Origin of the sequence: Paenibacillus piri (assembly GCF_004354045.1) — a bacterium.
GTDB classification, from domain to species: Bacteria; Bacillota; Bacilli; order Paenibacillales; family NBRC-103111; genus Paenibacillus_S; species Paenibacillus_S piri.
Map to the genome: position 1 here is coordinate 24,600 of NZ_SMRT01000025.1, position 24,794 is coordinate 49,393.

The window sequence follows — 24,794 nt, forward strand, 5'->3', positions numbered from 1 at the left end:
ACAAAATATTGGAAAGGTTGGCTCGTTTAGAAACGAAAATTGATCACATGAACAACGCCTGAGACATTGCTCAGGAGGCCCTGCAGTCTACCAAAGCGGCTCACCACACCGGTTGGATCGTGTCGAAAAGATCGCGTACTGGGCGGCTACCACGATCATCGGGGCATTATTTGTTGGAGCTGTGTCATTGCTTTTCAAAATGAAGGGGGTGTGAATGAAATGGAAGACGGCCAATTTTTCACATGGGAGGCTCTTTCCGCTATGGGGGAGCTTCTTTGTTGACATTTTTTATTGTTCAATATACTAAAACAATGGCAGACAGGCGGCTTCGACTTCCAAGGATATTTATGCCTTGATGGTCGCTTACGTTGTACTCCTTGCTTCCGGCTTGCGATGGGTGCACATGCATGGGACTGGCGCTTGTACGGACTCACATTTGCCAATGCGTTTTTAGTTGCCGCGGCAGCTGGGCAAATCCAGAATAACTAAAACGCGGCTGCCGGCACAATTCGGTAGCCGCGTTACGCTAACGGGCAGTTTGGGATTTTAAACAACTTTATTTCTGACCCGACCCGCATCATAGGCCGGGTTTACTGCATTTTTTGCCACCATTTTAAACAACTTTATTATCAGCGAACACCTCTTGCTAATTATTTTTCCTCTATCTCTACTCGGTCGCCTAAATGTTTCGCCAGGAATTGTTCTTCGATCGAATAAAATTTCATTCGGTTCACCGGCTTGGCAAAGCCGTGACATTCATCAGGGAAGAGAACATATTCATAATCAAGCTACTTCTTCCGCCTGGTTTCGACAATTTGCTTGGATTCGGCTTGCTTGATGCGCGGGCCGTTGGCACCTTGGCCGATCAGAATCGGTATCCGGATCCGATCGACATGAAATAACGGATATCTGGATTGCAGGAAGGCCTCCTCAAGGTCCGGATTGCCGACCCTACGATGTAGCCTGGCGAGTATCGGGGGCCCAGTACGGCGATGTAGAACGGAATAACATCGTCATATTGCTGGGACCGACACATCTACTGCACAGCAGAATAGATCCGGTGTAAAGGTCGTACTGAGCCACATATCCGCCGTAAGAGCCACCGGAGATGGCGATCCGCTCGGGATCGCCCAATGCACCGTATTGACCAAATCATCGTGCATACGACCGGCCCATTCACGATCGCCTGTGTTGCTATATCCCGAGGGGCCTTGGAAGTTAACCTGAAGGTAAATATATCCCCGGTTCGTCAGCCATTGGGTTTGTGGACTGCTCTAGACCAAGGACCACCATGAACGCATAACACCATCGGCTTATTTTCAATAGGGCTAGTAAAGAAGGTTGACAAGGATTGTACAGCAAGAAAGGCCCCGAATGTGTATTTTCGGGGTTCCAGTATCGGTGAGCGTGTGAAACAAATTAGAAATTTAAATAAGTTAAATCAACAAGAATTTTCTATAGTAATCTGCTTGCCGTCTTGGGAAGTTTCATCAGGAAAACGAGATATCTACGAATATATTGGTTTGACGATAGTAACTTCGGCTCCCATATTTTTGAAATGTGTAATATACTCTGTGGGCGCCGCATCGTCGGTAATCAGGTGGTTTATTTCGTCAAGCGAACAAACGTATGCGGTATGCGCTTTTCCAAATTTGCTGTGATCGGCGGCGAGAACGACTTTTTGGGAGTTTTCAATCATTTTCGCCTTAATGTTAGCGGCAGATAAATAAGGATCCGTGATTCCGCTTTTGATATCGATTCCCGGCGTGCCGATAAAGCAGATGTTGGCGCGCAACTGTGAAATCATTTGTTCCGCCAGCGGCCCTACAATGCCGGCCTTCGAGTTTCGTTCCGGCCGGGCTCCTCCGCATACATATACATGGGTATTTTCCTGCATCATAAATTTGTATGCGATGTCTATACTGTTCGTGACAATCGTGATGTCGACCAGTTCTGGAAGGGAGACCAAATATTCCGCAATAATGCTGTTCGTTGAGCCGTAATCAATAAATATTGTGTCCCCCGGGTTCACCAGCATGCTCACGGCCGAAGCGATCGCTTTCTTATAAGGCAGCATCGCATCCTCATCCCGGCTTTCCTTGGCAAAGTCGCCCCGCATAAAGTTGTCTTTACGCAGCACAGCCCCGCCCGGAATTTTTACAATGACGCCGGCGTTCTCCATTTCCGTCAAGTCTCTTCGCAATGTGGCGGGCGAAACGTTAAGCAAGGTACAGAAATCTTGTACTTTCAAAAAGGTATGTTTATGTAACAGTTCAACTATTTGTTGCCGTCTATTGTTCAATGTCCCTCACTCCGTTCTTATTCCTTACCACAACTATATCAAATTGATGATGTGATTGTAAATGATCAATTACCTACAAATTAGATAGATTATGATTCAAAAAGATCATTATTTACAAATTATTAATCTTTTGATAACATTGCCATGACAAAATAAAGCTAATATGTAGAGGTAATGTGATTAAAACGAATATTTTTAAAGGGATGGTGATTCATTTTAATCAAAATGATCTTTGCTTTCGAAGTGTTTCAAGGCGAATGTCGCAAGCGGTTCCATAAAAAAGTAATATGTAAAGGAATTGTGGTTAAATGATTTATTTTAAAGGGGGGTGATCAGTTTTAATCATCTCGAAGTGTTTCAAGGTGTTTATTGCAAGCGGAAGATAAAAGATTGGATGGCGCCTGCTTGCGTAAAGGAGAGAGGTGCGTTTTTGGTGAGGGAATTATCACGAAATAAGTATTTGTATATCATGGCTTTACCGGGCATCGCTTTTTTAATCACTTTTGCATACTTGCCCATGTTCGGACATTTGTTGGCGTTCAAACGATATCAGCTGGCAAAAGGGGTGTTCGGTAGTCCGTGGGTCGGCTTCGACAACTTTAAATTTTTCTTCTCGGGCGGCCTTTGGCTGCAAGTGACCTACAACACGATTTTTCTTAATGGGTTGTTTATTACGCTCGGTCTGGGCATGGCGATTATCGTTGCCATCCTGCTGAACGAAATTCGGCTGAAGCTGTTCAAAAGACTCTTCCAATCCATTATTTTCCTGCCGTACTTCATATCGTGGGTTGCAGTCAGTCTCATGGTCAACGTCTTCTTAAATTCAACGGACGGATTCATCAACCGAACGCTGGAGGATCTGGGGCTGCCGACGTATTCGTGGTACTCCGAGCCTGGTGTGTGGCCGGCCATTTTGACGCTCGTTTATGTATGGAAATTTACAGGCTACAAAGCGGTAATTTTCCTCGCGGCCATCGCCGGCATATCGGAAGAGTACTACGAAAGCGCTAGACTTGACGGAGCCAGCAGACTTCAACTCATCTGGCACATTACTCTTCCGCAAATCCAACCGGTCATCATAGTCTTGTCCTTGTTGGCAATCGGCCGGATTTTCTACGGTGATTTCGGAATGATTTACGGCATTATAGGTGATAACGGCATGCTTCTTCCGACAACGGATGTGATCGATACCTATTCGTTTCGCGCTTTGCGGCAGATGGGCAATTTCGGTATGGCTTCGGCAGTAGTGCTTTACCAATCGTTTATGGGATTGCTGACGATCTTGTTGTTTAACTGGATTGTCCGCAGAACGGATCCGGACTCGAAGTTATTTTGACATCGCGCGGAACAATTGACGCATGAAGAGAGGTGCAACGTGGCATTAAATAGGAACGACCGGATGTTCGGCTGGATAGTTAACGGGGTCATTGCGTTGTTTGCGCTGGGGTGTTTGATTCCGTTCTGGATGGTCGTAATTGGATCGTTGACATCCGAGCGAAGTCTGAAGGTGAACGGGTTCCGGTTATGGCCCGAGGAATGGAGTTTGAACGCGTACCAGTATTTATTCAGCAGCGACCAAATCTTTAAAAGCTACGGCGTGACGGTTTCGGTCACTGTCGTGGGAACCGTCCTGGCGGTGCTTATTACAGCTATGTTTTCCTACGTCATTTCGCATCGAAAAGTAAAGTATCGCGGCGTACTATCGTTTATGGCGTATTTCACCATGCTTTTCGGTGCCGGCCTTGTCGGTTTTTATATACTGATTGCTCAATGGCTGGACCTGAAAAATACTTTGTGGGCATTAATTCTTCCGTATTTGCTGAACCCTTTTTTCGCATTTATTTTGGTTTCGTTTTTTCGGAGAATTCCGTATGAGCTGAATGAGGCGGCGACTGTGGACGGGGCCAACGATTTGTACATTTTTTTTCGGATTATATGTCCGATTTCTACGCCCGCCATCGCCACGATTAGTCTGTTCTACGCATTGAGCTTTTGGAACGATTGGTGGTTGGGACTCTTGTTTATCGATAACCATGAAATGCAGCCGTTGCAGATATTGATTCGACAGCTGCAAACGGCCACAGATTTGGAAATGTCCCTGGGAGGCACCCTTCTAAACCAAACCCCTCCTGCTTATGGGGTGCGGTATGCTACCGTGTGTGTGACCATTGGCCCTATTGTGCTCCTATATCCTTTCATACAGCGCTATTTTGTCAAAGGTTTGACCATTGGTGCCGTTAAGGGTTAACGGCGCAATAATTACCTCATTACAATAATTCAACCAATAATATTTATGGGAGGAATGAATTCAATTGTTGAAAAGGATTGTAAACATCGGAATCGGAACTGTACTTCTTCTAACCGCGGCAGGCTGCGCCGCAGGAACAGGAACGGAAACGGGCGGCGTTAAGGACGAAAAGCCTGTCACTCTCAAATTTTGGTTGAGGCAAGATGCAACCAAAGCGATGGAGGAAGTATTTGCGGAAGCTCAGAAACGTCTGAACGCCGACGGCCTCAATTATAAGCTTGATTTCGTCTATGTGAATCCAGCCGATTATCCTCAGAAACTTTCTGTCGCATTAGCGGCTGGGGAAGAGATCGACATGGTTTGGGATTCCCCGCGCCGCGGCATGATGGAGCGAATTGCCGCCGGTAATTATGAATCGCTGGAAAAACTTCTAAATCAGCACGGACAAAATATTTTGAACGTGCGCCCGAAAGAAATGTGGGATGCGAACAAATTTAACGGAAATATTTACGGGATACCTCTGGGGAATGCACATTTCCTAGGGCGCGGCGTTTATGTTCGGAAAGATATCCGCGAAAAACTCGGGATTGCGCCGATCAATACGTATGACGATTGGATCAAGTTCCTTTATGCTGTAAAAGAACATGAGAAGGGTACCGTGCCCTTAACGCCTTCGTTCGGCGCGATGCATAGGTTTCTTATCGATGAAAACATCCGTGCGATTCCTTTTACAGGTAACAACCTTGTGTTCTATTTCAAGGGAAATGACGGCAAGGTACATAATTTGTTCGAGGAGCCTGATCAGAGGATCATTGATGCATTTAACGAATATCGAAAATATTATTTGGACGGCATCATCAACCCGGATTCTGTTTCCGTCGATGGGCTTCAACTGTTCCTGGCCGGCAAATCGGCTTCTTTGACAAGAGAAGATTTCATGCTTGTTCCAGCGCATTTGTCGGAGCTGCAGAAGAACGTTCCGGGCGCAGATATCGAATATGTTACGTTTATTGATTCGAATCGGCCGAAAATCACCGACTTCCTGCAATGGAATTTCATTTCCATTCCCATAACAAGCAAGCATAAGGAAGAAGCCGTCAAATTTTTGAATTGGGCCAACGTGAAGGAAAATTATGATTTGCTTGCTTACGGCATTAAAGGGCAGCACTGGGAAGCTGTTGGGGACGATAAATATACGAGCAATGGAAAGTACGGTTGGTTTCCTTACGCTTGGATTTGGAACCCGGTTCAAGAGCGCGTATTGGATAACCAGCCTGAGAACGTGAAAAAAATGATCTATTGGGCGAGAGACGCGAAAAACTTTATCCCGGATATCACGACCGGATTTACGTTCGACACGGCGCCGGTCGCGAATGAGCTGGCACAATTCAACTCTCTTACCACCACATATATACGTCCGTTCGATTTCGGCGCCATTTCCTTCGAGGAGAAATTTCCAGAGTTCAAAAAGAAAGCAGGTCCGGCTGCCAAGGCCATTCAACAAGAAATGCAGCGCCAAATCGACGAGTATTTGAAAAATAAAAAATAAAGTTTGGGAGCAATCTACGGAGAATGTACAAACGCCGCGGAAGGGATACCGAATCCTTTCTGCCGGTGCGGCATCTGTGAGAATACCCGTCGCAGGGGGGACCGAGGTGCGCATGAGGAGCGCGCTTCGGTTAAACGAACGTGTTCCCGTCGATTTCGGCCCGGACACGTTTAGCCAAGCGGTAAGATGCGGGATGGATCACCATTCGGTAAAACATATCGTCGTGAGTCATACGCATGAAGAACATTTTTGTATTAATCAGCTGAATTTGCATCCAAAATGATGGGTACTCAAATCACGGAAAAGGCGGATGCTATGCGAACATCCCTTAAAAAAATCGCATAACCGGAGTTTCCGGTCTAAATAAAGAACAAAGTCAGCCTCCCGGTTGACTTTTTATAGGAGGAGAAATAAATGAACCCGCTGAAAATGACGCCACAGACAATAAGGATCGCCGGGCATCGAGGCCATAGTGCCGGCGCTCCGGAGAATACCCTCGCCGCGTTTCGGAAAGCTCACGAACTTGGTGGGGAGGGTATCACCTGTGAGACTGACCTCGCTCTGACAAGTGATGGCGAGTTTGTCTTGATTCACGATGACATCTTAGAGCGTACCACCGATGGTCGTGGTCTTGTTCGGAACATGACCTATTCGGAAATCGCCAAGCTCGACGCTGGTCGATGGTTTGGTAAAGAGTTTGCCGGAGAACCCGTTCCACGGCTGAGGGACGCCCTGCAGCTTGCGCGCGAACTGGGAATCATCTATCAACTCGAACTGAAGATATATGATCGGGATGATGAGATCTTTCCGAAGCTAAGGGCGCTGATCAATGAGTTAGGCTGTGCCGATCTTCTGCAGTTCTCCTCCTTCGACTTCGTTCAGCTAAGGGCACTGAAGAAGGCTATTCCTGACGTTCCTACGGTCGGTCTTTCGCATTCCCGGTTGATCGATCCTGCCGCGCTTGCGAGGGATGCAAACGTGGATGCGATCAATCTTGAAATTAATCATTTTCCAAGCGGTGAAGCTATTCAACTCCAGGAAGCTGGCATTGCGACCTTTCTGCATGTTCCACGCCCTGAGAGACTCGAGAAGCTCAAGTCTTATGGTGTGGACCTGCGTGCTCAGGTCATTCAGTGGATTCGCGAAGGGCAGCTTGATCAAATCATCAGTGATGATGTAGCGCTGATGGCGAGCATAAGGAGCGAAGCTAATGGCTGCTGATATGAACAGGGCGATATCGCCTGAGCTCACGGTCAAGTCAGTCGTTGAGGAGATCGCGCACAGCGCCGGTGAAATTGCACTTACCTACTTTCGATCACTGGCGAGTGTGCCCGTTGAAAAGAAGGGGCACCTTGACCTGGTCACCAAGGCCGACAGGGCGGTCGAGGAATTCTTGATCGCCAGCTTGCGCAAGGCGTTTCCGAACGACGGCATCTACGGCGAAGAAGGGGGCGACATCGCAGGCGTATCAGGGCGGATCTGGGTGATCGACCCGATCGATGGAACGTTCAATTTTGTGCGGGGTGGTGAGAACTGGGCGATCTCGATTGGTCTCTATGAAAACCGTCGGCCGGTGTTTGGAGTGATCTATGCTCCTGTCCGCAATCTGATGCTGAGCGGAGGTGAGTCTGTCGAAACACGGTTGAACGGCAAGCCGATGCCGCCTTTGCCTCCACTCAATCTATCCCGAGCCTCCATGGGGATCGGTTTGCACCCTTCCGTCGCTACTGAAGACCGCTTGGAAGTGCTACGCTATATATCTGACGAACTCCGTATCAGCTTCCGCTGTTACGGGGCCGCAACCCTCTCCCTGATTGAGGTAGCCACGGGCCAAACTGACGGCTACCTGTCCCTGGGAGATTCGACCTGGGATGTAATGGCGGCCCTGCCTATACTCAGAAATCTTGGGGTATCCCATACTATCGACTGGGACCATACCGACCTGCGGACAAAGTTGCGCTTCGCATGCGGAAAAGAAGAGTTTCTGGTAAAGGTGCGCCCACTTTTGGAGAGCGTCGGTGGCAATGTTTTGTCGGAAGAGGTTGGCTATGAGTAGCTTCGAACCGGCAGAGATCCTAATGCATTGATTTAGCCGTTACTACCAACCAACTCGTTTTGCTGGATGATAGTAGCAAGTTCAAACGTAAATCATTAGTCCGGCTGATGAAAATGGAGGCTGTCTCAACGTTTGTAACGGACTGCTAGCTGCCCGAGGAAGAGCTGCAAGAAATGGAAGCAAGCGGTTACAGGTCGTTGTCGTCAACTCGTGCATACATGAAACCACTTTGCCCTCCACCTTGTCTTACCTGCAAGGTGGAGGGTACTTGTCTTTTCAAAATGAATTTGTCTCCAAAATAAAATATTTGTTTATGTTTGTAAATAATGATCGAAGATATATCGATAAATATTGCCGCCCGAACTTCCTCGATGAACTGCTAAGTTTGAAGAGCTTTTAGCCTATTTTAAGGTTTTTGCTAAACAAATTCCACACGTACACGCGGTTGAGATTGAAAAGATCAGCACTTGACGTTTGACTAAGTTAGAGGATAGGAGTGTTACGATGATCACATTATGTTCTGACAGACTGCGCATTGAATTGCCGGAGCCCGGCGAAGCGCCCAATACCAGCACTCGGTTCGACCGTGCCGGTTTCATTTCTGAAGTCGTCTTGGACGGGATGGTACGCTTTTGTGCCAGTGAACCGCAGAACCTGCCGCATCCATCTTCCAGTGGTCGAGGCCTGTGTAACGAATACCGCTTCAATATCTGCGAGGATGTGAAGATCGGGGAGTATTTTCCGAAATTCGGCATTGGCCTGTTCCGAAAGGAAGAAGAAGGGCCTTACATTTTCCATAAAAAATATAAGGATATCATCCCTTTTGAGATCAGTTTAGAGCAACATGCCGACAGGGTGATTTTTGTAACGGAACCGATGCCGTGTCAGAAATATGCCCTCCGTACCACCAAGACCATATCTTTAGCCGGTAATTCACTGACCATGACAGTGAAGGCCGAGAATGTGGGGGATAAGGAGATGGCATTGGAGGAGTTCTGTCATAATTTTATCAGCATAGACGGAATGGCCATCGGCTCTGACTATCAGTTGGAACTCCCCCAGTGCCCGGATTTGGGCTATGAGCGTCTCAACAATCGCAGCGGCCGTCCTGGCAGCATGCGCGGCAACGGCAAGGGCATTACTTTCTGCGAATTCAGTGCCATCGACACGGATTATTCTATTGAACCTAATGATATGGAGGATACTGTACCATTCACTTGGAAAATGATTCACAAGGGCGCACGGGCATTCGTTGAATGCGAGGACAGGTTCAAACCCTCCAAGATCGCCATTTGGGCGGTAGATCATATGTTATGTCCCGAAATCATCCACGGGTTTCACTTGATGCCTTATGAATCTAACGAATGGACCCGTGTATGGAAGTTTGATACTTGGATCAATAAGTAATCTATTTTCGTCGGAGTCCGGCCGGAAAAAGCCGGCTTTTTTCTTTTCCTTGATCCGGTAGCTCTCTCCCTTAATGTTGACGGTGCTAGAGTGGTGGAGCAGCCGATCCAGAATGGCAGTCGCCAGCACGGAATCGCCGAAGATCTCTCCCCAGGCCCCGTAGGACTTGTTGGAAGTCAGGATGATGGAGCCCGTCTCGTAGCGTTCCGCTACGATCTGAAAGAAGAAATGAGCGGCTGTGTCATCCATCCGGCGGTAGCCGATCTCGTCGATGATGAGCAGGTTGGGCTTGGTTAGTGCCTTCATCCGCTGGGCGACGGTATTGCTGTGCTGCGCCTGCTGCAATGTCTGAACCAGATCATGCGCCGTCGTAAAATAGACGGTATACCGCCGCTTGATCGCCTCCAGTGCCAGTGCAACAGCCAAGTGGGTTTTACCTACGCCGGGCGGGCCGAGCAGAATGAGATTTTCCTGATGCTCTACAAAGCGAAGCATCGCCAAATCCCGAATCCGACGCTCATCAATCGAGGGCTGAAAGGAAAAGTCGAACTGCTCCAACGTCTTGTGGTAGGGTAGGCGGGCCATGCGCGTTTTCATCCGAATAAATCGCTCGTGACGGGCGACGAGTTCTTCTTGCAGCAACTTGTCCAGAAATTCTAGGTACGAGTGGTTATGCTTGGCCGCTTCCTCTGCGTGCGTATGCAGAATGTCCGGGATACGGCTCCAGCCGAACTGTTCAAAGGCGTCCTTCAGACGTTCTTGCATCACGACCATGACGGGACCACCTCCTCCAGCAATTGTTCATAGACCGAGAGCTCCCGCTGCGCGACCGCCGGGGCCTCCTGCGGCACCAGTCGGGGCGAAGGCACAGAGACGGGCTTGCCGCTGGCAGAGCGAACCCCCTCCAGATGCTGACGGTTCATCACGACCTGATGACGACCTGCCGCCTTCCCGTGTTCGGCGATACACATGCTGCCGGCATAAATCCGGAGATGGCCGTTCCGCTCATCCTGCACGTGCACCGTCTGCCCGACATAGCGCCACGGCACCGAATACCGGTTGGCTTCGTAAGAGACGAGCGTGTCGGCTGATACCTTCCGGGGATGCCGTTCTGCCTCCTCGAATGGAATGAGATTGAATCGATGGAGCTTCTCCTGTAGCAGGCGCTGTGTCGGCATTTCATGTGTGGTACCGTGGATGCGGCTGTTGGCCACCGTATCCATCCAGTGACGCGCTTGTCGATTGAGATCGGCCAATCCCGTGAAGGTGCGAATGCGTGGCCAGAAGTTTTTCCGGACGTAGCCGACGCCGTTTTCGACCTTCCCTTTGGTCCGGGCGCGGTAGGGCGCACAGCGCCGGAGCAGAAAGCCGTGGTGCGCTGCAAAACGGGCGAAGCGTTCGTTCCAAACCGGATGGCCTTGCTCGTCCTGACCTTGCACGACCGTTTTCATGTTGTCGTAGAGGATCGTTTCCGGACGGCCGCCGAAATATTGCATAGCGCGAAGGTGGCAGCCGATGAGGGTATCCAGACGCTCGTCTTCAGTGAACTCCACATACATGGCGCGGGAGTACCCCAAGACCATCACAAAGGCATACAGCCGTTTGACGCCGCCGTGCCAGTCCGCTTTAAAATGGCCCCAGTCGACCTGCGCCTGCTTACCCGGAGGTGTCTCGTATCGCTCAGTCGCCTTGCTGAGTACCGCCGGACGGTAAGGTTCCATGAAGGCTCGCAGCAGCCGGATCTGTCCACTGTAGCCATTGGCTTTAATCTCGTCATGGAGGATCACGGCGTTCAGGCAGCCTTCCTCCATCCGACTAAGCACGTAGGCTTTGTACGGTTCCAGAATACTCGGCTCGCGCTTGCGTCGCTCATAGGCCTTCGGCCCGTCCTCCTGCAGCCATTTGCGTATGGTTTTTCGATCGCGGCCGAGCTCGTCGGCGATTTGCGTCGTACTCATGCCTTGCTGCTTCATATGTTTCAGCACGTAAAATTCCCCATTTCTGATCATATTCGCTCTCTCCCCCAATGGGGAGATTGTCTGCCGATTATGGGGAATTTTCAAGTGCCGTTATTGGGGATTTTACCACTGCTATTCACAGGAAGTCGGGAATGCCGCACAAGTAGCGCGTCGCCATAACATAAATCCAAAGATGCTGTACCGTTGGATGGACCAAGTGGAGCATACGGATTGGAAAATAACCGATTCCTCAGCCAAAGCGGTCAGCGCCTATGTCCCGTCACCCCAAGAGCGAGCACTTGAAGGCGAGAACAAGCAACTGAAGGAGCTCTTAGGTGAGAAGGATTTGGAGATTGCAGTCCTGCGTGATTTGCTAAAAAAGCAGAACCCAGCTTATCGGTCAAAATCGAAATAGCCGACAAATGGATCAAGCTGGGGTATGCAATGAGCCGCATTCTGCGGATCGTCGGTGTCAGCGAACAGACGTATTACCACGTAAGAAACAGCTGAATAACCCAGCCGCTGTAAAGCGTAAGGGCGGTCGTCTGGTGCCTGGCTTCTCGATGACCAAGAAAGGCGTACCGATCATTGACGGTCAAATCCAGGAATGGCTCTGTGAGCTCGTGAACGAAGAAACGGACGTGTCGGTACAGAGTACCAATACAGGCTTGCCATCGGTCTATCCAGTACCTTAAGAAAAAACAGTGAATTTACCTCTAACCTAAAAACTATCATTTACATAAAAAAGATAATAATTATAATGGAAATTTGATGAACATTCCTGTCACTTTAAAGGCAGGAACCTATACAATAGGTATTATCGCTATGTTTAATGATGGGGAGGAACAGAACATCGGGACTGAACTAAAGATAACCGTGGAATAATTTGGGACAACTGTATACTTTGTAGATTGAGGTAAATAAACGATATGAGTGATACGCGCTTGAGCTTAGTGACTAATGCCCCTAGGAATAGGGGCTTTTTCTCGTTAAAGTAAACAAAATGGACCCCTATCATGAAAGTGGACACTCGCTGATAGTAACTAGCTGATTTGTTGGTAGTATGCATTTCAAAAAGTACCGGAGACGCGCACCCTAGTAGAAAGCTCCTGAAATAACGTTCTTGACGTACTGAGTATACCACATTTCACTGGAATATAGTTACTTAATTAAGGGGCGTTGTACTAAAAGGTTAACGGTTCAGGTCCTTAAAAATCCGGAGCTACGCCTTATTCTTCAAAATAGGTTCTATCAATCTGAAATAACTCAATGGTCCTCGGTGTAAGATCTTTTTCCGTTTTAACTGTTCTTACAACGTCCTTTATCCCTCGATCTGACTTAGCTGAAATCATAAAGTCAGTTGTAGTATAAACGGGTTCCTGATCGAGATGGGCATGTTTAATACCTAACTGTTCTGCAATTTCAATGGTTCTTTCAATCGGTGTGAGAGGATATTGCTCTCTAATGTCGACGACTTGATCGGACCAAGTAAGAACCATAAGGTACTTATATTCAACTTTTGACATCGTGTGGTGAATCCTTTTTGTCTTCCATCCTAGTTCTCTAATAAGGTAGCCATCGGACGGTGCCTTATTATCACTTGCTTGAATGAAGGGTTTGTACTCGATGCCATACCCTTGGCCTCGTCCGTCTTTTAGCCGGTTCTCCTGAGTTTTTCTAATTACAGAACCTTTTCCCATAATCGCCTCCAAAAAATAAGCGCCCACCAAAGGTGAGCGCACTTATCAACGTAGATACTTATTTGGTTATTCTTAGTTTAGCCATTTATTGGAGGATTATTCAAAGTAACTTCTTAATTTATTATGCAAATTCAAATTTTTATTTGTTACTTCTAAATTTTATTGTCTACTTCAAAACTTATTTGTTAATTAATAATTTCCAAAAATTCTTACTTATACCTACTCCACCGTCACGCTCTTCGCCAAATTCCGCGGCTTATCGACGTCATTGCCGCGCGCCAGCGAAGCGTAGTAAGCAAGCAGCTGCAGCGGCACGACCGACAGCGCAGGGCTGAGCAGAGGCAACGTATGCGGGATGGAGAACACTTGGTCGACGGCCTTGACCAGTTCGGTCTCGCCCTCGGCATGCAGGCCGAACACATGGGCGCCGCGCGCCTTCACTTCCTTAATATTGCTGACGGTTTTCTCCAGCAATTCTTCCTGCGTGGCTAACGCGATGACCGGAATGCCGTCCTCGATCAGCGCCAAAGTACCGTGCTTCAGCTCACCGGCCGCGTAAGCCTCGGAGTGAATGTAAGAAATCTCCTTCAGCTTCAGCGAGCCTTCCAGCGCTACCGCGTAATCCAAACCGCGTCCGATGAAGAACAGGTTTTCATGCGAGGCCACTTGCTCCGCCCAATCCTTGAACGTTTCCGCCTGCCCCAGAATACGTTCCACTTTGTCCGGCAGCTGCTTCAGCTCGGCAACAACGCCTGCAATATAGCCCGCTTCCTGAGTGCCCAATGTTTGAGCCAAGTACAGTCCGAACAAATAAAAGGCAATCAACTGCGACGTATAAGCTTTGGTCGAAGCGACTGCGATTTCCGGTCCGGCCCATGTGACGATAACATCATCCGCTTCGCGCGCGACCGAGCTGCCGACAACGTTCGTAATCGCTACGACGCGGGCTCCGCACCGCTTCGCTTCACGCAGCGCCGCCAGCGTATCCGCCGTTTCTCCGGATTGGCTCACCACAACAACGAGCGTGTTCGGCGTAATGATCGGCGAGCGATAACGATACTCGGACGCAACATCCACTTCCACCGGAATACGCGCCAGCTTCTCGATGATGTTTTTCCCGACGAGTCCGGCGTGATAAGCCGTGCCGCAAGCTACGATGTGCACGTTGCGAATCGACCCAATTTGCTCCTCGGTCATTTTAATTTCGTCCAAGACAACCTTGCTTCCAGAAGCGTCAATACGGCTGCCCATCGTGTCACGGTAAGCTTTCGGCTGCTCATGAATTTCTTTCATCATAAAATGATCGAATCCAGCTTTTTCCGCGGTTACAATATCCCAATCGACATAAAATAATTCCCGGGAAATAAAATTTCCCTCCAATGTCATTAATTCGACACCGTCTTTTGTCAAAACCGCCATTTCACCGTCATTCAAAATGTAAACGTTCCGCGTATAATCCAAAATAGCCGGGATATCCGACCCGATGAAGTTTTCGCCTTCGCCCACACCGATAATCAACGGGCTGGACAAACGTACCGCAACCAGCTTTTCAGGCTCATATTCGGTCAATACGCCAAGCGCGAACGCGCCGGTCATCCGGGTGACGGCCTTTTGCACCGCTTTGACGATATCTCCCTCGTACAAGCTGGCGATCAAGTGCGAAATAACCTCCGTATCGGTTTCCGACACGAATATATGGCCGTTCGCCGTCAATTCTTCCTTCAATGCCACGTAATTTTCAATAATGCCGTTATGCACGACGGAAAATTTTTGCGAATTGTCCGTATGCGGATGGGAATTCACATCCGACGGCTTGCCATGGGTTGCCCAACGGGTATGCCCGATGCCGATAAAACCGTCCAACGGCGTTTCGCCAAGCTTCGACTCCAGGTTGGCCAGTCTGCCCTTGGACTTTTTAATTTGCAAGCCTTCGTTTGTAAAAACAGCGACGCCCGCGGAATCATAACCGCGATATTCAAGCTTTTTCAAGCCTTCGATTAATATATTTTGAGAATTGCGTTTACCTACGTATCCAACGATACCGCACATAAGGGATAGAACCTCCTGATTTTAGAAGTCCGAATGAATAAAGGCCGGATGCACAGGAGGATCGTTCAAATCCAAACGCTATTGTCCCCTAGTTTCCTGGATGTTACCCGCTCTGGCGGTTGAAATAGGGAGACTAAGGCGAGCGCTGGCGCTTCTCCAGAACGATTCCGCCCTCTCCGCTTCTTATCCACGGGACTGTTTTAGAAAAACCTATGATTTCGATCATGTTGGACTCTTGTTCATCCGGTCGCCCGGATGGTTTGCTTTCCAACTTAACGGTAGTTACCGGCTACCGGAAGGTCCCCGCCGAATGTTTCGAACACCTTCACCTCGTCAACTTGCAAGCAGCTGTCGAATGCAAATCTACATTATCTCCACACTGGAGCGCAAATCCGTCCGACACTCTCGCAAGCTCTGGCGCTGTTAATTTAGGTCAACCTCCGCCCACCTTTCTATTTCGGAATCAAGCATACTAACATCTTATTCATTTTCACACATATGTGCAACCACTAATTTTCAAGCCTGTTTTCATAAAAATGTAATGAAGATCCCCCGAATGCCACACATCAGGGGACTGAATAAAACCGAACATAACTGCAGCTCGCCATAAATTCCTAAAATACCGCTATGAGACTGTCGATATGCGTTTCAAACTTAGGAAAGCTCCCGCTCGATCACGCTCGCAATGTCCTGCACGTACGCCTCGACCTGCGCCTTATCCGGCCCTTCGGCCATGACGCGGATCAGCGACTCCGTACCTGAAGGTCTGACGAGCACGCGCCCGTTATCGCCGAGCTCCTGCTCCACTTTGCGGATCGCATTTTCAATGGTCGGGTTCTCCTTCCATCTGCTCTTATCGGCTACGCGCACGTTAACAAGCTTCTGCGGATATTTGCGCATAATTTGCTTCAATTCGCCGAGCGGCTTGCCGGACTGCACCAATGTGTCCATCAGCTGCAATGCGGTCAAAATACCGTCGCCGGTCGTATTGTAATCCAGGAAGATGACATGCCCGGACTGTTCCCCACCCAGATTGTAGCCGCCCTTGCGCATCTCTTCCATGACGTAACGGTCGCCTACGGCTGTTTTGGCAGCTTTGAGCCCCACCGCTTCTATGCCCTTGAAAAATCCGATATTGCTCATCACCGTAGTTACAATCGTATTGTGGTTCAGCGATCCCGCCTGATTCATCGCATGTCCGCATATGCTCAGAATGAAATCGCCGTCGACTTCCGCCCCGGTCTCGTCTATCGCGATCAGCCGGTCGGCATCGCCGTCGAAGGCCAGTCCAAGCACGGCATTGTGCTCCAGCACGGCCTTCTGCAGCTCCTCGGGATGCGTCGACCCGCAATGGTCGTTAATGTTGCGGCCATTCGGCTCGGCGCCGATCGTAATGACCTCCGCCCCCAGCTCCTTGAACACCTTGGGAGCCAGCTCGTAAGCTGCGCCGTGCGCGCAATCGAGCACGATTTTAAAGCCCTGGAACGAGCCTTTCACCGATGCTTTCACATAATCCAAATACTTATATTTCGCCTGGTCGTCGTCTGTTACGGTGCCCAGCTCTCCGCCTGTAGGCCGCGGCAGCTCATCGGCCGGCGCGTCCATCAGCCGTTCGATGTCCAGCTCCGTATCGTCCGACAGCTTGTAGCCGTCCGCGCCAAAAAACTTGATCCCGTTATCCTCCACAGGGTTATGCGATGCGGAGATCATCACGCCGGCGTCCGCCTTCATAAGCCGGGTCAAGTAAGCGACCCCTGGCGTCGATACAACGCCCAGGCGAACGACATTGGCGCCGATGGACAACAGTCCGGCGACCAGCGCCGCTTCCAGCATACCGCCTGAAATGCGGGTATCCCGCCCGATCACTACCGTAGGCTTATCCACTTGTCCGGCCAGCACATAACCGCCGCACCGTCCGATTTTATAAGCAAGCTCTGCCGTAAGCTCTTGATTGGCAACACCGCGGACACCGTCCGTACCGAAATATTTCCCCATGTGTTCTCTATCTCCCTTTTGATGTTCATTTTTGGTTATTTCTAGAAGTCCCGGTGAATAACGGCCCGCGCGCAGGCGGATCATTCTTCCGATCACTGTTGGGCTGCCGCCGACTACTGGCGGGCACTGATTTCGACTGTCGCTTTGAAATCCTGCTGAGGCCCCTTCTTGATAAAGGTAGGCAAATTCCAGTTTACCGGCAGCTCATGCCGTCCCGGAGGCAGGTTGCTTACATCGAGAATCGCCTGCGCATCCGCAGCCTTCACCTTCTCCAGCAGAGCAGGCGCCCCCTCTACGACCAGATTCAGCTTGCCGTTTTCCGGCAGCACCACTTTCGTGTTCACCCCGTCGTTCTGCCCGACAATGGACAGCGGAATTTGCTCCAGCGTTTTGGTGACGGATGGCACGATGCTGATTTTTACCTCGACCTTCCCCGGGTCAAGCTGTGTCACTTTATTGCTGAGAGGTATATCCAGATTAAACGTATATTCTTTCTCTTCTTTCAGATCGGCCAGGTTAACGCTTGGCCCCTCGTAATATTCCAGCCGGTTCAATATATCCTGTGGGCCGAATACCGTGACTTTATCCAAATTTTGCATCAGTGAGGCAACGCTGAATCCCCGCGGCGGCTCCCCAACCAGCTTCAGCTGCAGGGGCACGGTCGTGAACGGGCTCGTGATCGGAACCTCGACTTCCACGACGGCCGGATTAATCGTCGCCATTTCGAGCGGCTTGCCGCTTTTATCGTAGGCGACTAGCCGGACCTTGTTCGATATAGCCGATTGGGCCTTTTCGACATTTACGTCGGCTCTAACCGATTCTACGGCGTCGATATTGGCGCTTGGCACCGTCACCGTCACCTTGTTCGGCTTCACAATCGGTTGACCCGCTTTTAAGCCGACGGCCGGAATCCCGGTAACGTTGACAGTGACCGGCATTTGCTTGTTCGACTTCTCATCTATTATAACCTTCGCACTGGACGGGCTGATTTTGACCGTGACATTGGTCGGAAACCCGACGGGGGTCAGAGGCACGATATACTCGCCCTTGCCATATTTGGTCAAATCCAGCTCTACCGAGTAGTTGCTGGCGTTCATCGCTTTTTTCAGTGCAGCGTCTTTGCCGGTAATTGTCAATATGACTTGCGCCGGCTCTACCGTCTGCAAATAAAATTGCCCGGAGTCATATTTGGGCGTTACCGACACATTCGAAATTTGCTCTTCGCGCACCCCGTTGCTCGCGGTTCCCGACAGCGTACTGTCTTCCATATGAACGACAGCCCAGAGCATGATCCCGATGATCAGGGCAAGCACTTTAACGACATTTGTATTTCGCAGCCATTGATCCATGTTTTATCGCCTCCTCCATTTCCAAATGGAGCGTTTCTTTTCCTTCGCCTTCGTCGTTGACTTGAGCTCCTCGAACAGCTTGGAAAGCAGCGATTCTTCTTTAATATCGCGGATCACATGTCCGTTCATGGCAAGCGAAACCTGCCCGGTTTCCTCCGAGACGATAATACAAATTGCATCGGATACTTCGCTCATCCCGATCGCCGCGCGGTGACGCGTCCCCAACTCCTTGCTGATAAAAGGGTTCTCCGACAGCGGCAAATAGCAGCCCGCGGCCATAAGCTGATTTTTACGCAGCATAACAGCCCCGTCATGAAGCGGCGTATTCGGTATAAAAATGTTAATAAGCAGCTCCGAGCTGATATGAGACTCAATGGAAATGCCGGACTCTATGTAATCGTTCAATCCGGTCTCCCGTTCGAACACAATCAAAGCCCCGATTTTGCGGCGCGCCAAATAATTAACGGCTTTAATAACCTCGCCGATCCGGCGGTTTATCTCCTGATCCTCCTCGGTGGTCGTACGGCTGAACAATGTTCCGCGGCCCAACTGCTCCAGCGCCCGACGCAGCTCCGGCTGAAAAATAATAATTACCGCAAGAACCCCGAACGTAAACATTTGATTCATCATCCACTGCAAAGTGTTCAGCTTGAACCATGTGCTGATCGCCCACGTCAGAACCACCACGAAAATGCCCTTTAACAATTGGATGGCACGCGTACCTCTGACCAGCAAAATGAGCTTATATATCACGTAGCTTACGATAAGGATATCGATAATATCTTTTATATTGATGGCCGGTATGAAATCCATTGTATTTGCCCCCAAACGATACGCGGCAGTATATAATCTCTAGTTTACTTCATTACATTAAATCATAACACAATATGAACAAAAAACCCTCCCCTTTCACAAATCATTTAGGGAGGATTTTTGAAATTGGTGCGTAGGGCTTACTTGGATTCCGATATTTTCGTTGCCAAGTCGTTCATTTTAAACCAGAGCCAGCTGAAAGCTTCGTCGATTTCCGTAATCTGCCCTGAAATATGAGCGGTAGAAGCCAAATTTACCGAACCGTCAATCACCACAATATTCCCTTTAATATCCCCGTCCACCTGCAGCTTTCCGTTCTCGACCATCAAATTGCCCGCTACCGTTTTTCCTACCGGCACGAGCACGGTATCCCCGTGTATGACGACCGACTGCAGATCCGTCCCTTTAACGACAAGCTCCGAGTCCTGATTCCACAACGACATAAAACTTCCCATCATCACGAGGATAAATACGGCTGCCACCGATGCCGCAGGATGCGTCCGGACCCACCGCCACCAAGGGCTCGTGCTTTTGACAGGCGGCAGCGACCGCATGATGCGTTCGGTCAAATCCGACGACATGATCTGCTGCCGCGGCCATGACTGGATCATCGCTTCAACCTTCTCGAGATGCTTCAAGCGGTCGCGGCAAGACGGGCAGGCAAGCAGATGCTCCTTTAATTTCAAGGCTTCCGTTCCCTGTAAACCGCCGTCCAAATACTCGTGTATCAGAGGGAGGGCTTCCTTGCATTCCATTTCCGGGCCTCTCCTTTCTATATCCAAAATAGCATGTTATACCATACGTTTCAAAAACCGATATGTTTCAAAAATGACTATAATATATGCTCCAATTTTTTCCTTAAAAATTCCCTGCCGCGGTGCAGTCTCGTCTTAATTGTCGTCACCGGCATGGACATCACTTCGCTGATTTCCTGAAGCGACAAATCCTGCAAATAACGCAAAATAACGACCGATTTATATTTCTCCGGGAGCGAATCGATCGATTTGCGTATTTCCGTCTGCGTTTCCGACAGCATGACCTGCTCGTCCGGCGTTTCATCCGGGCTCGGCAGCATCGAATACCAGTCCGTTCCTTCGCCGTCGTTCATTTCCGCGTCCAGCGAATAATTCGGTTTTCGTTTCCGGAGACGGTCGATACAGAGATTCGTTCCGATTCTATAAATCCATGTTGAAAATTTTTGGTTCTCATCATATTTTTCCAGATTTGTATAAACCCTGAGGAACGTTTCCTGAACAATTTCTTCCGCTTCGTGCTTGTTATGCAGCATCCGGTAAGCCAGATGAAAAATTTTATCTTTATACAATTCCACCAACTCGGCAAAAGCGGCCCTGTCTCCTTTTCGAGCCATTTTCGCGAGTCTGACATCCATTTGATTCAAACGACACTCCTCCAGACTTTCGATCCGGACACTTGCCTTCCTGCACCGAACCCGTTAGGACGTTTCCTTTTTTTCTGCAAGAAACATTCCCGCCAATATTAAAAGCATACCAAACCACTGTCCTATATGTACAGTTTCCCCTAAAATAAACAAAGATGCAACAATGCCGACCGGTAATTCCATAGCGCCCAGCATAGCGGCAAGCGAGCTGCCGATTCGCGGAATACCGATCATAAACGTAATGGATGGAATGACCTGCCCCAACGTTCCGATCAACAGCCCCCATAGTATAAGCGATCCTGCGCCTGGCTGGACAAACGCGACCGGAGGGTACGTCAGGTACAGCAGCGGCAATGCCGAAGTAAGCATTACGGCCGACTTCATAAGGGGATGCATCGGAGTCAGGATACGCCCTGTCATATATAAAAAGAAGCTGTACGCCGCGGCCGAGCCAAGTCCCAGCCATAAACCCTTGACCGTAAACCGGCTCCAGTCCGCCTGGAACACCTCCACGGACAGTAACGTGCCCAACATAATAATAGCGACGGCCAGCCACTGGTTTCGCCGCGGCCAGGTCCGGGTGATTATCGCCTCCATGGCGATCGTCATCCAAGTAAATTGAAACAACAGAACGATAGCTACCGTCGCATCGAGCTCGGATAAAGCCATATTATATAGTACCGTACACATCGCCAACCCTAATATGCCGATCAAGGATAGCTGAATCCACGGGCCTTTGAACGGATTGCTCCATGCCTTCCGCTGACCGATCACCAGTACCCAGAGGACGAGCGCTCCCATCGACATTTGGCTTGATGTTATCTGCATACCCGACCAGCCGGCGTTATAAGCCGTTTTGATGACCGGGGAAAGCAGCCCGTAGCTGGATGCCCCTATCAGCACTAAGAGTACCGCCAGCCATCTTGCGTTCCCCACCTGCGTTCCCCCACTCCATATGATGTAAAAATGATGCCCCTGCCTTGAGCGGAGCCGAAGCCTGAATCTCCGTGTTTCACGGATTCCGTTCTCTCAAAAAAAACCGGACAGCCTGAAATAAAGGCCGCCCGACTTTCTATGCTGCAATATCCATTGTAAGTGAGTAAGGTTCAAGATCAGCCTGTATTCCGAAGTCCTGCCGCGATACCGTTAATGGTGAGAAGCACTTCCCGCAGCAAAAGCATATCGTCTTCATCGCTATCTTCTCTGTAAGCTCTCAATTCGGATAATAGCTGAACCTGCAAATAGCTGAGCGGGTCGACATAAGGGTTGCGCAGCCGGATCGACTCCTGGATCACCGGCACATTATCCAAAATTTCCTGCTGGCCGCTAATTTTCAAAATCAGATCGGACGTCCGCTCGTATTCATTGCTGATCTCTTTGAAAATACGCTCCGCGATGGTCTGATCTTTGATCATGCTGCCGTATTCCTTGGCAATGAGCAAATCGGCTTTGGCCATAGCCATCTGCAGATTGTCGACCAACGAACGGAAGAACGACCAATGCTGGTACATATTTTGCAGAACGGCCAAATTCGCTTCATTCCCCTGATAAAAGCTGTATATCCCGCTGCCTGCGGCGTACCAGGCCGGAAGCAGATAACGGCTTTGCGTCCACGAAAATACCCATGGAATCGCCCGCAGATCCTCGAAGCGGTCGCTGTTTTTCCGTTTCGACGGACGGGAGCCGATATTCAGCTCGCCGATTTCAGGCAGCGGCGTCGATTCCTTGAAGAACGTCAAGAAATCCGGGTCGCGGAAAATCAGATCCTGGTACTTCGTTTGCGCCTTTTCCGAAATATCGCGCATAATGTCTTCCCATTGCGGCTCACTCGCTTCAGCCTGCGGATTGCGCGCCGTCAACGCCGCCGAAATAAGCGCGGATGTCGCCTGCTCCAGACTGCGATAAGCGATGCCTTTCATCGAGTACCGGGAGGACAGCACCTCGCCCTGCTCCGTAATTTTGATGCCTCCGCCGATCGTGTCGGCAGGCTGCGCCAATATACTGCGGTTGAGCGGCATCCCGCCGCGGCCCAATGCGCCGCCGCGCCCATGGAAAAACTTGAGCTTCACGTTATGCTCGTTAGCGGCGTCCGTTATGCTGCGAAGCGCAACCCGCAGCTCCCAGTTCGCGGTAATGACGCCTCCGTCCTTGTTGCTGTCCGAATATCCGAGCATAATTTCCTGCAGATGGTTCGTCGAAACGAGACTGTCCCGATAAGCCGGAATCCGGAACAGCGTACGCATAATGTCCGGCGCCGCATGCAGGTCGTCGATCGTTTCGAACAGCGGGGCCGCCTGCAGCGTACAGGTTATCGAGCCGTCCGCCTCATGACGGTACAATCCGGCTTCCTTCGCGAACACCAGCACTTCCAGCAGGTCACTTGCTCCCCGCGTCATACTGATCAGGTAGCTGTAAATACAGCTGCGGCCGAATTCCTGCTGGGCTTTTTTAATAATGCGGTACACATTCAGGCATTCCAAGGTGGAGGCCGAGTAATCCGTATACGAGGATGTGATCGGTCTTGGCTCGGTCAGCAGGCCGCTGAGCAGTTCGATTTTCTCCTGCTCGCTTAAATCCGCGTAGTTGTCGCAAATCCGCATTTTGCCGAGAATTTCGGTCATCGCATTTTCATGCTCCTGGCTGTGCTGTCTCACATCCAACGATGCCAGGTGGAAGCCAAACAGCTCTACCTGGCGAATCAGCTTCGCGATATACGAATCGGCGATAAAATCGGCAAAATGATTGCGCAGACTGCGCTCGATAATTTTCAAATCGTTGATGAACTCCTCGGGGGAGCTGTATTTGCGTTCGGCTGTGACATGCGGATTCGCCGTATTCACGATTTTTTCAATCATGTACATAACCTTGATGCGGTAAGGCTCTTTTTCATTGCGCCATACCTCGTGCGAACGCATGTCCAGATGGTCGCGGTCCAATTGAATGGAATCGAGCAGCTCCTGCGATACTTTAACGATATTTTTGCTGAAGCTTAAATGCCCCATGACGTTGCGGAGCTCTTCCTCATATTTTTGCAAAGCCAGCTCCCGGTGCAGGGTTAGCGTCTCCCATGTCACACTGGACGTTACCGACGGGTTGCCGTCGCGGTCCCCGCCAATCCATGAACCGAATTTCATATAAACCGGCACATGCCACGATTCTTCCGGATAATATTTTTGCAGGCAGCGCTCCAGCTCCTGGTATACCTCCGGCAGTACGTCAAACAAGGTTTCGTCAAAATAATACAAGCCGTTATGAACCTCGTCGATCACCGTAGGCTTCCGGTCTCTAAGCTCATCGGTTTGCCACAGCGTAATTACTTCCCCTAACAGCTGATCCCGCAGCTGCTCGCGTTCCCGGAAAGTCAGGGTAGGGTTATCCAGCTCCATAACATCGTTCGCGATGCGCTGATGAATATCGAGCACGGCGCGGCGGGTCGCTTCGGTAGGATGCGCCGTCATGACGAGCTCCAGAGAAATGCCCTGCAGCATATCCTGTACCTCTGTTGAAGGAATGTGCTTGTTTTTCAAATCGCGCACGACGTCCTCGATCGAGCCGGGCTGCACATTCTCGCCGGCGGAACGCTCGTAGTCACGCTTGCGGCGGATGCGATGATTTTGCTCCGCAATATTAATCAATTGAAAATAAATCGAAAACGCACGAATAACCTGATGCCTTTTTTCAGGTACCAGGGAGCTGATCGTTTCCTTAAATTCATCGTACAGTTCGGAAGCATATTGATCGCGAAGGTTTTTGCTCATCTCTCTAATTTTTTCTACGATGGCCAACAGCTCATTGCCACCCTGATGAACAAGCACTTCCCCCAAAATATGCCCCAAAAAACGAACGTCTCTTCGCAGCAAATTGTTCGATGTGTTTTTATTGGTTAAGCTGACTGAATCCGACATCATTCTTCCTCCATCCTTACCTAGGTCATAATGAATATTTTAACACAACAGCGTGATGCCATGC

Annotated in this window: 20 protein-coding genes; 8 read left to right on the top strand and 12 right to left on the bottom strand. The window is 49.8% G+C overall.

The window, feature by feature from the left end:
* Window positions 1-1,507 precede the first annotated feature (1,507 nt).
* Window positions 1,508-2,302, bottom strand: coding sequence for a DeoR/GlpR family DNA-binding transcription regulator (locus E1757_RS31755; protein ID WP_133235865.1), 795 nt, complete (start codon window positions 2,300-2,302; stop codon window positions 1,508-1,510).
* Between the two features lie 433 nt (window positions 2,303-2,735).
* Between E1757_RS31755 and E1757_RS31760 the strand changes: the two genes are divergently transcribed.
* The 6 genes from E1757_RS31760 (at window position 2,736) to E1757_RS31785 (ending at window position 9,562) form a co-directional block, all read left to right on the top strand.
* A complete protein-coding gene (locus E1757_RS31760; protein WP_342774621.1) occupies window positions 2,736-3,638 on the top strand; it encodes an ABC transporter permease in 903 nt (300 codons plus the stop codon).
* Between the two features lie 39 nt (window positions 3,639-3,677).
* Window positions 3,678-4,550 carry a carbohydrate ABC transporter permease gene (locus E1757_RS31765; RefSeq protein WP_246079678.1) on the top strand — a complete coding sequence of 291 codons (873 nt, stop codon included), beginning with the start codon at window positions 3,678-3,680 and terminating at the stop codon, window positions 4,548-4,550.
* A 64-nt stretch (window positions 4,551-4,614) separates the two neighbouring features.
* Window positions 4,615-6,099 carry an ABC transporter substrate-binding protein gene (locus E1757_RS31770; protein WP_133235867.1) on the top strand — a complete coding sequence of 495 codons (1,485 nt, stop codon included), beginning with the start codon at window positions 4,615-4,617 and terminating at the stop codon, window positions 6,097-6,099.
* Window positions 6,100-6,513: 414 nt separating this feature from the next.
* Entirely contained in the window at window positions 6,514-7,320 is an 807-nt protein-coding gene (locus E1757_RS31775; protein WP_133235869.1) for a glycerophosphodiester phosphodiesterase, read from the top strand.
* Window positions 7,310-8,155: an inositol monophosphatase family protein gene (locus E1757_RS31780; protein ID WP_133235871.1), complete on the top strand. Its 846-nt coding sequence runs from the start codon at window positions 7,310-7,312 to the stop codon at window positions 8,153-8,155. Before E1757_RS31775 ends, E1757_RS31780 begins: the two co-directional genes overlap by 11 nt.
* Before the next feature lie 504 nt (window positions 8,156-8,659).
* Entirely contained in the window at window positions 8,660-9,562 is a 903-nt protein-coding gene (locus tag E1757_RS31785; RefSeq protein ID WP_133235873.1) for a hypothetical protein, read from the top strand.
* Here E1757_RS31785 and istB read toward each other — a convergent pair.
* A complete protein-coding gene (istB, locus tag E1757_RS31790) occupies window positions 9,467-10,336 on the bottom strand; it encodes an IS21-like element helper ATPase IstB (RefSeq protein ID WP_133235875.1) in 870 nt (289 codons plus the stop codon). The two genes, E1757_RS31785 and istB, sit on opposite strands and share 96 nt — an antisense overlap.
* The gene (gene istA, locus E1757_RS31795) at window positions 10,327-11,571 is read right to left on the bottom strand and encodes an IS21 family transposase (RefSeq protein ID WP_133235877.1); all 1,245 of its coding nucleotides are present in this window, start codon (window positions 11,569-11,571) and stop codon (window positions 10,327-10,329) included. The genes istB and istA overlap by 10 nt, the downstream gene beginning before the upstream one ends.
* A gap of 46 nt (window positions 11,572-11,617) precedes the next feature.
* On the opposite strand from istA, the gene E1757_RS37015 reads away from it, so the two are divergent.
* Window positions 11,618-11,935 (top strand): transposase, encoded by a 318-nt coding sequence (locus tag E1757_RS37015; RefSeq protein ID WP_133235879.1) that lies wholly within the window; start codon window positions 11,618-11,620, stop codon window positions 11,933-11,935.
* Window positions 11,936-12,068: 133 nt separating this feature from the next.
* The gene (locus E1757_RS36055) at window positions 12,069-12,215 is read left to right on the top strand and encodes a hypothetical protein (protein WP_165972377.1); all 147 of its coding nucleotides are present in this window, start codon (window positions 12,069-12,071) and stop codon (window positions 12,213-12,215) included.
* 534 nt (window positions 12,216-12,749) lie between these two features.
* On the opposite strand, the gene E1757_RS31805 is transcribed toward E1757_RS36055, so the two are convergent.
* From E1757_RS31805 to ppc, 9 genes are all read right to left on the bottom strand, one after another.
* Window positions 12,750-13,220 (bottom strand): TnsA endonuclease N-terminal domain-containing protein, encoded by a 471-nt coding sequence (locus tag E1757_RS31805; RefSeq protein ID WP_133235881.1) that lies wholly within the window; start codon window positions 13,218-13,220, stop codon window positions 12,750-12,752.
* Window positions 13,221-13,439: 219 nt separating this feature from the next.
* Entirely contained in the window at window positions 13,440-15,269 is a 1,830-nt protein-coding gene (gene glmS / locus E1757_RS31810) for a glutamine--fructose-6-phosphate transaminase (isomerizing) (RefSeq protein ID WP_133235883.1), read from the bottom strand.
* A 654-nt stretch (window positions 15,270-15,923) separates the two neighbouring features.
* Complete coding sequence (gene glmM / locus E1757_RS31815) at window positions 15,924-17,264, bottom strand: phosphoglucosamine mutase (RefSeq protein ID WP_133235885.1); 1,341 nt, start codon at window positions 17,262-17,264, stop codon at window positions 15,924-15,926.
* A gap of 113 nt (window positions 17,265-17,377) precedes the next feature.
* Window positions 17,378-18,613, bottom strand: coding sequence for a CdaR family protein (locus E1757_RS31820; RefSeq protein WP_133235887.1), 1,236 nt, complete (start codon window positions 18,611-18,613; stop codon window positions 17,378-17,380).
* 3 nt (window positions 18,614-18,616) lie between these two features.
* The gene (cdaA, locus tag E1757_RS31825) at window positions 18,617-19,426 is read right to left on the bottom strand and encodes a diadenylate cyclase CdaA (RefSeq protein ID WP_133235889.1); all 810 of its coding nucleotides are present in this window, start codon (window positions 19,424-19,426) and stop codon (window positions 18,617-18,619) included.
* A gap of 140 nt (window positions 19,427-19,566) precedes the next feature.
* Window positions 19,567-20,181, bottom strand: coding sequence for a zf-HC2 domain-containing protein (locus E1757_RS31830; protein ID WP_133235891.1), 615 nt, complete (start codon window positions 20,179-20,181; stop codon window positions 19,567-19,569).
* Window positions 20,182-20,258: 77 nt separating this feature from the next.
* A complete protein-coding gene (sigW, locus tag E1757_RS31835) occupies window positions 20,259-20,825 on the bottom strand; it encodes an RNA polymerase sigma factor SigW (protein ID WP_133235893.1) in 567 nt (188 codons plus the stop codon).
* A gap of 54 nt (window positions 20,826-20,879) precedes the next feature.
* The gene (locus E1757_RS31840; RefSeq protein WP_246079680.1) at window positions 20,880-21,761 is read right to left on the bottom strand and encodes an EamA family transporter; all 882 of its coding nucleotides are present in this window, start codon (window positions 21,759-21,761) and stop codon (window positions 20,880-20,882) included.
* Between the two features lie 176 nt (window positions 21,762-21,937).
* A complete protein-coding gene (ppc, locus tag E1757_RS31845) occupies window positions 21,938-24,730 on the bottom strand; it encodes a phosphoenolpyruvate carboxylase (RefSeq protein WP_133235925.1) in 2,793 nt (930 codons plus the stop codon).
* Window positions 24,731-24,794: the final 64 nt, after the last annotated feature.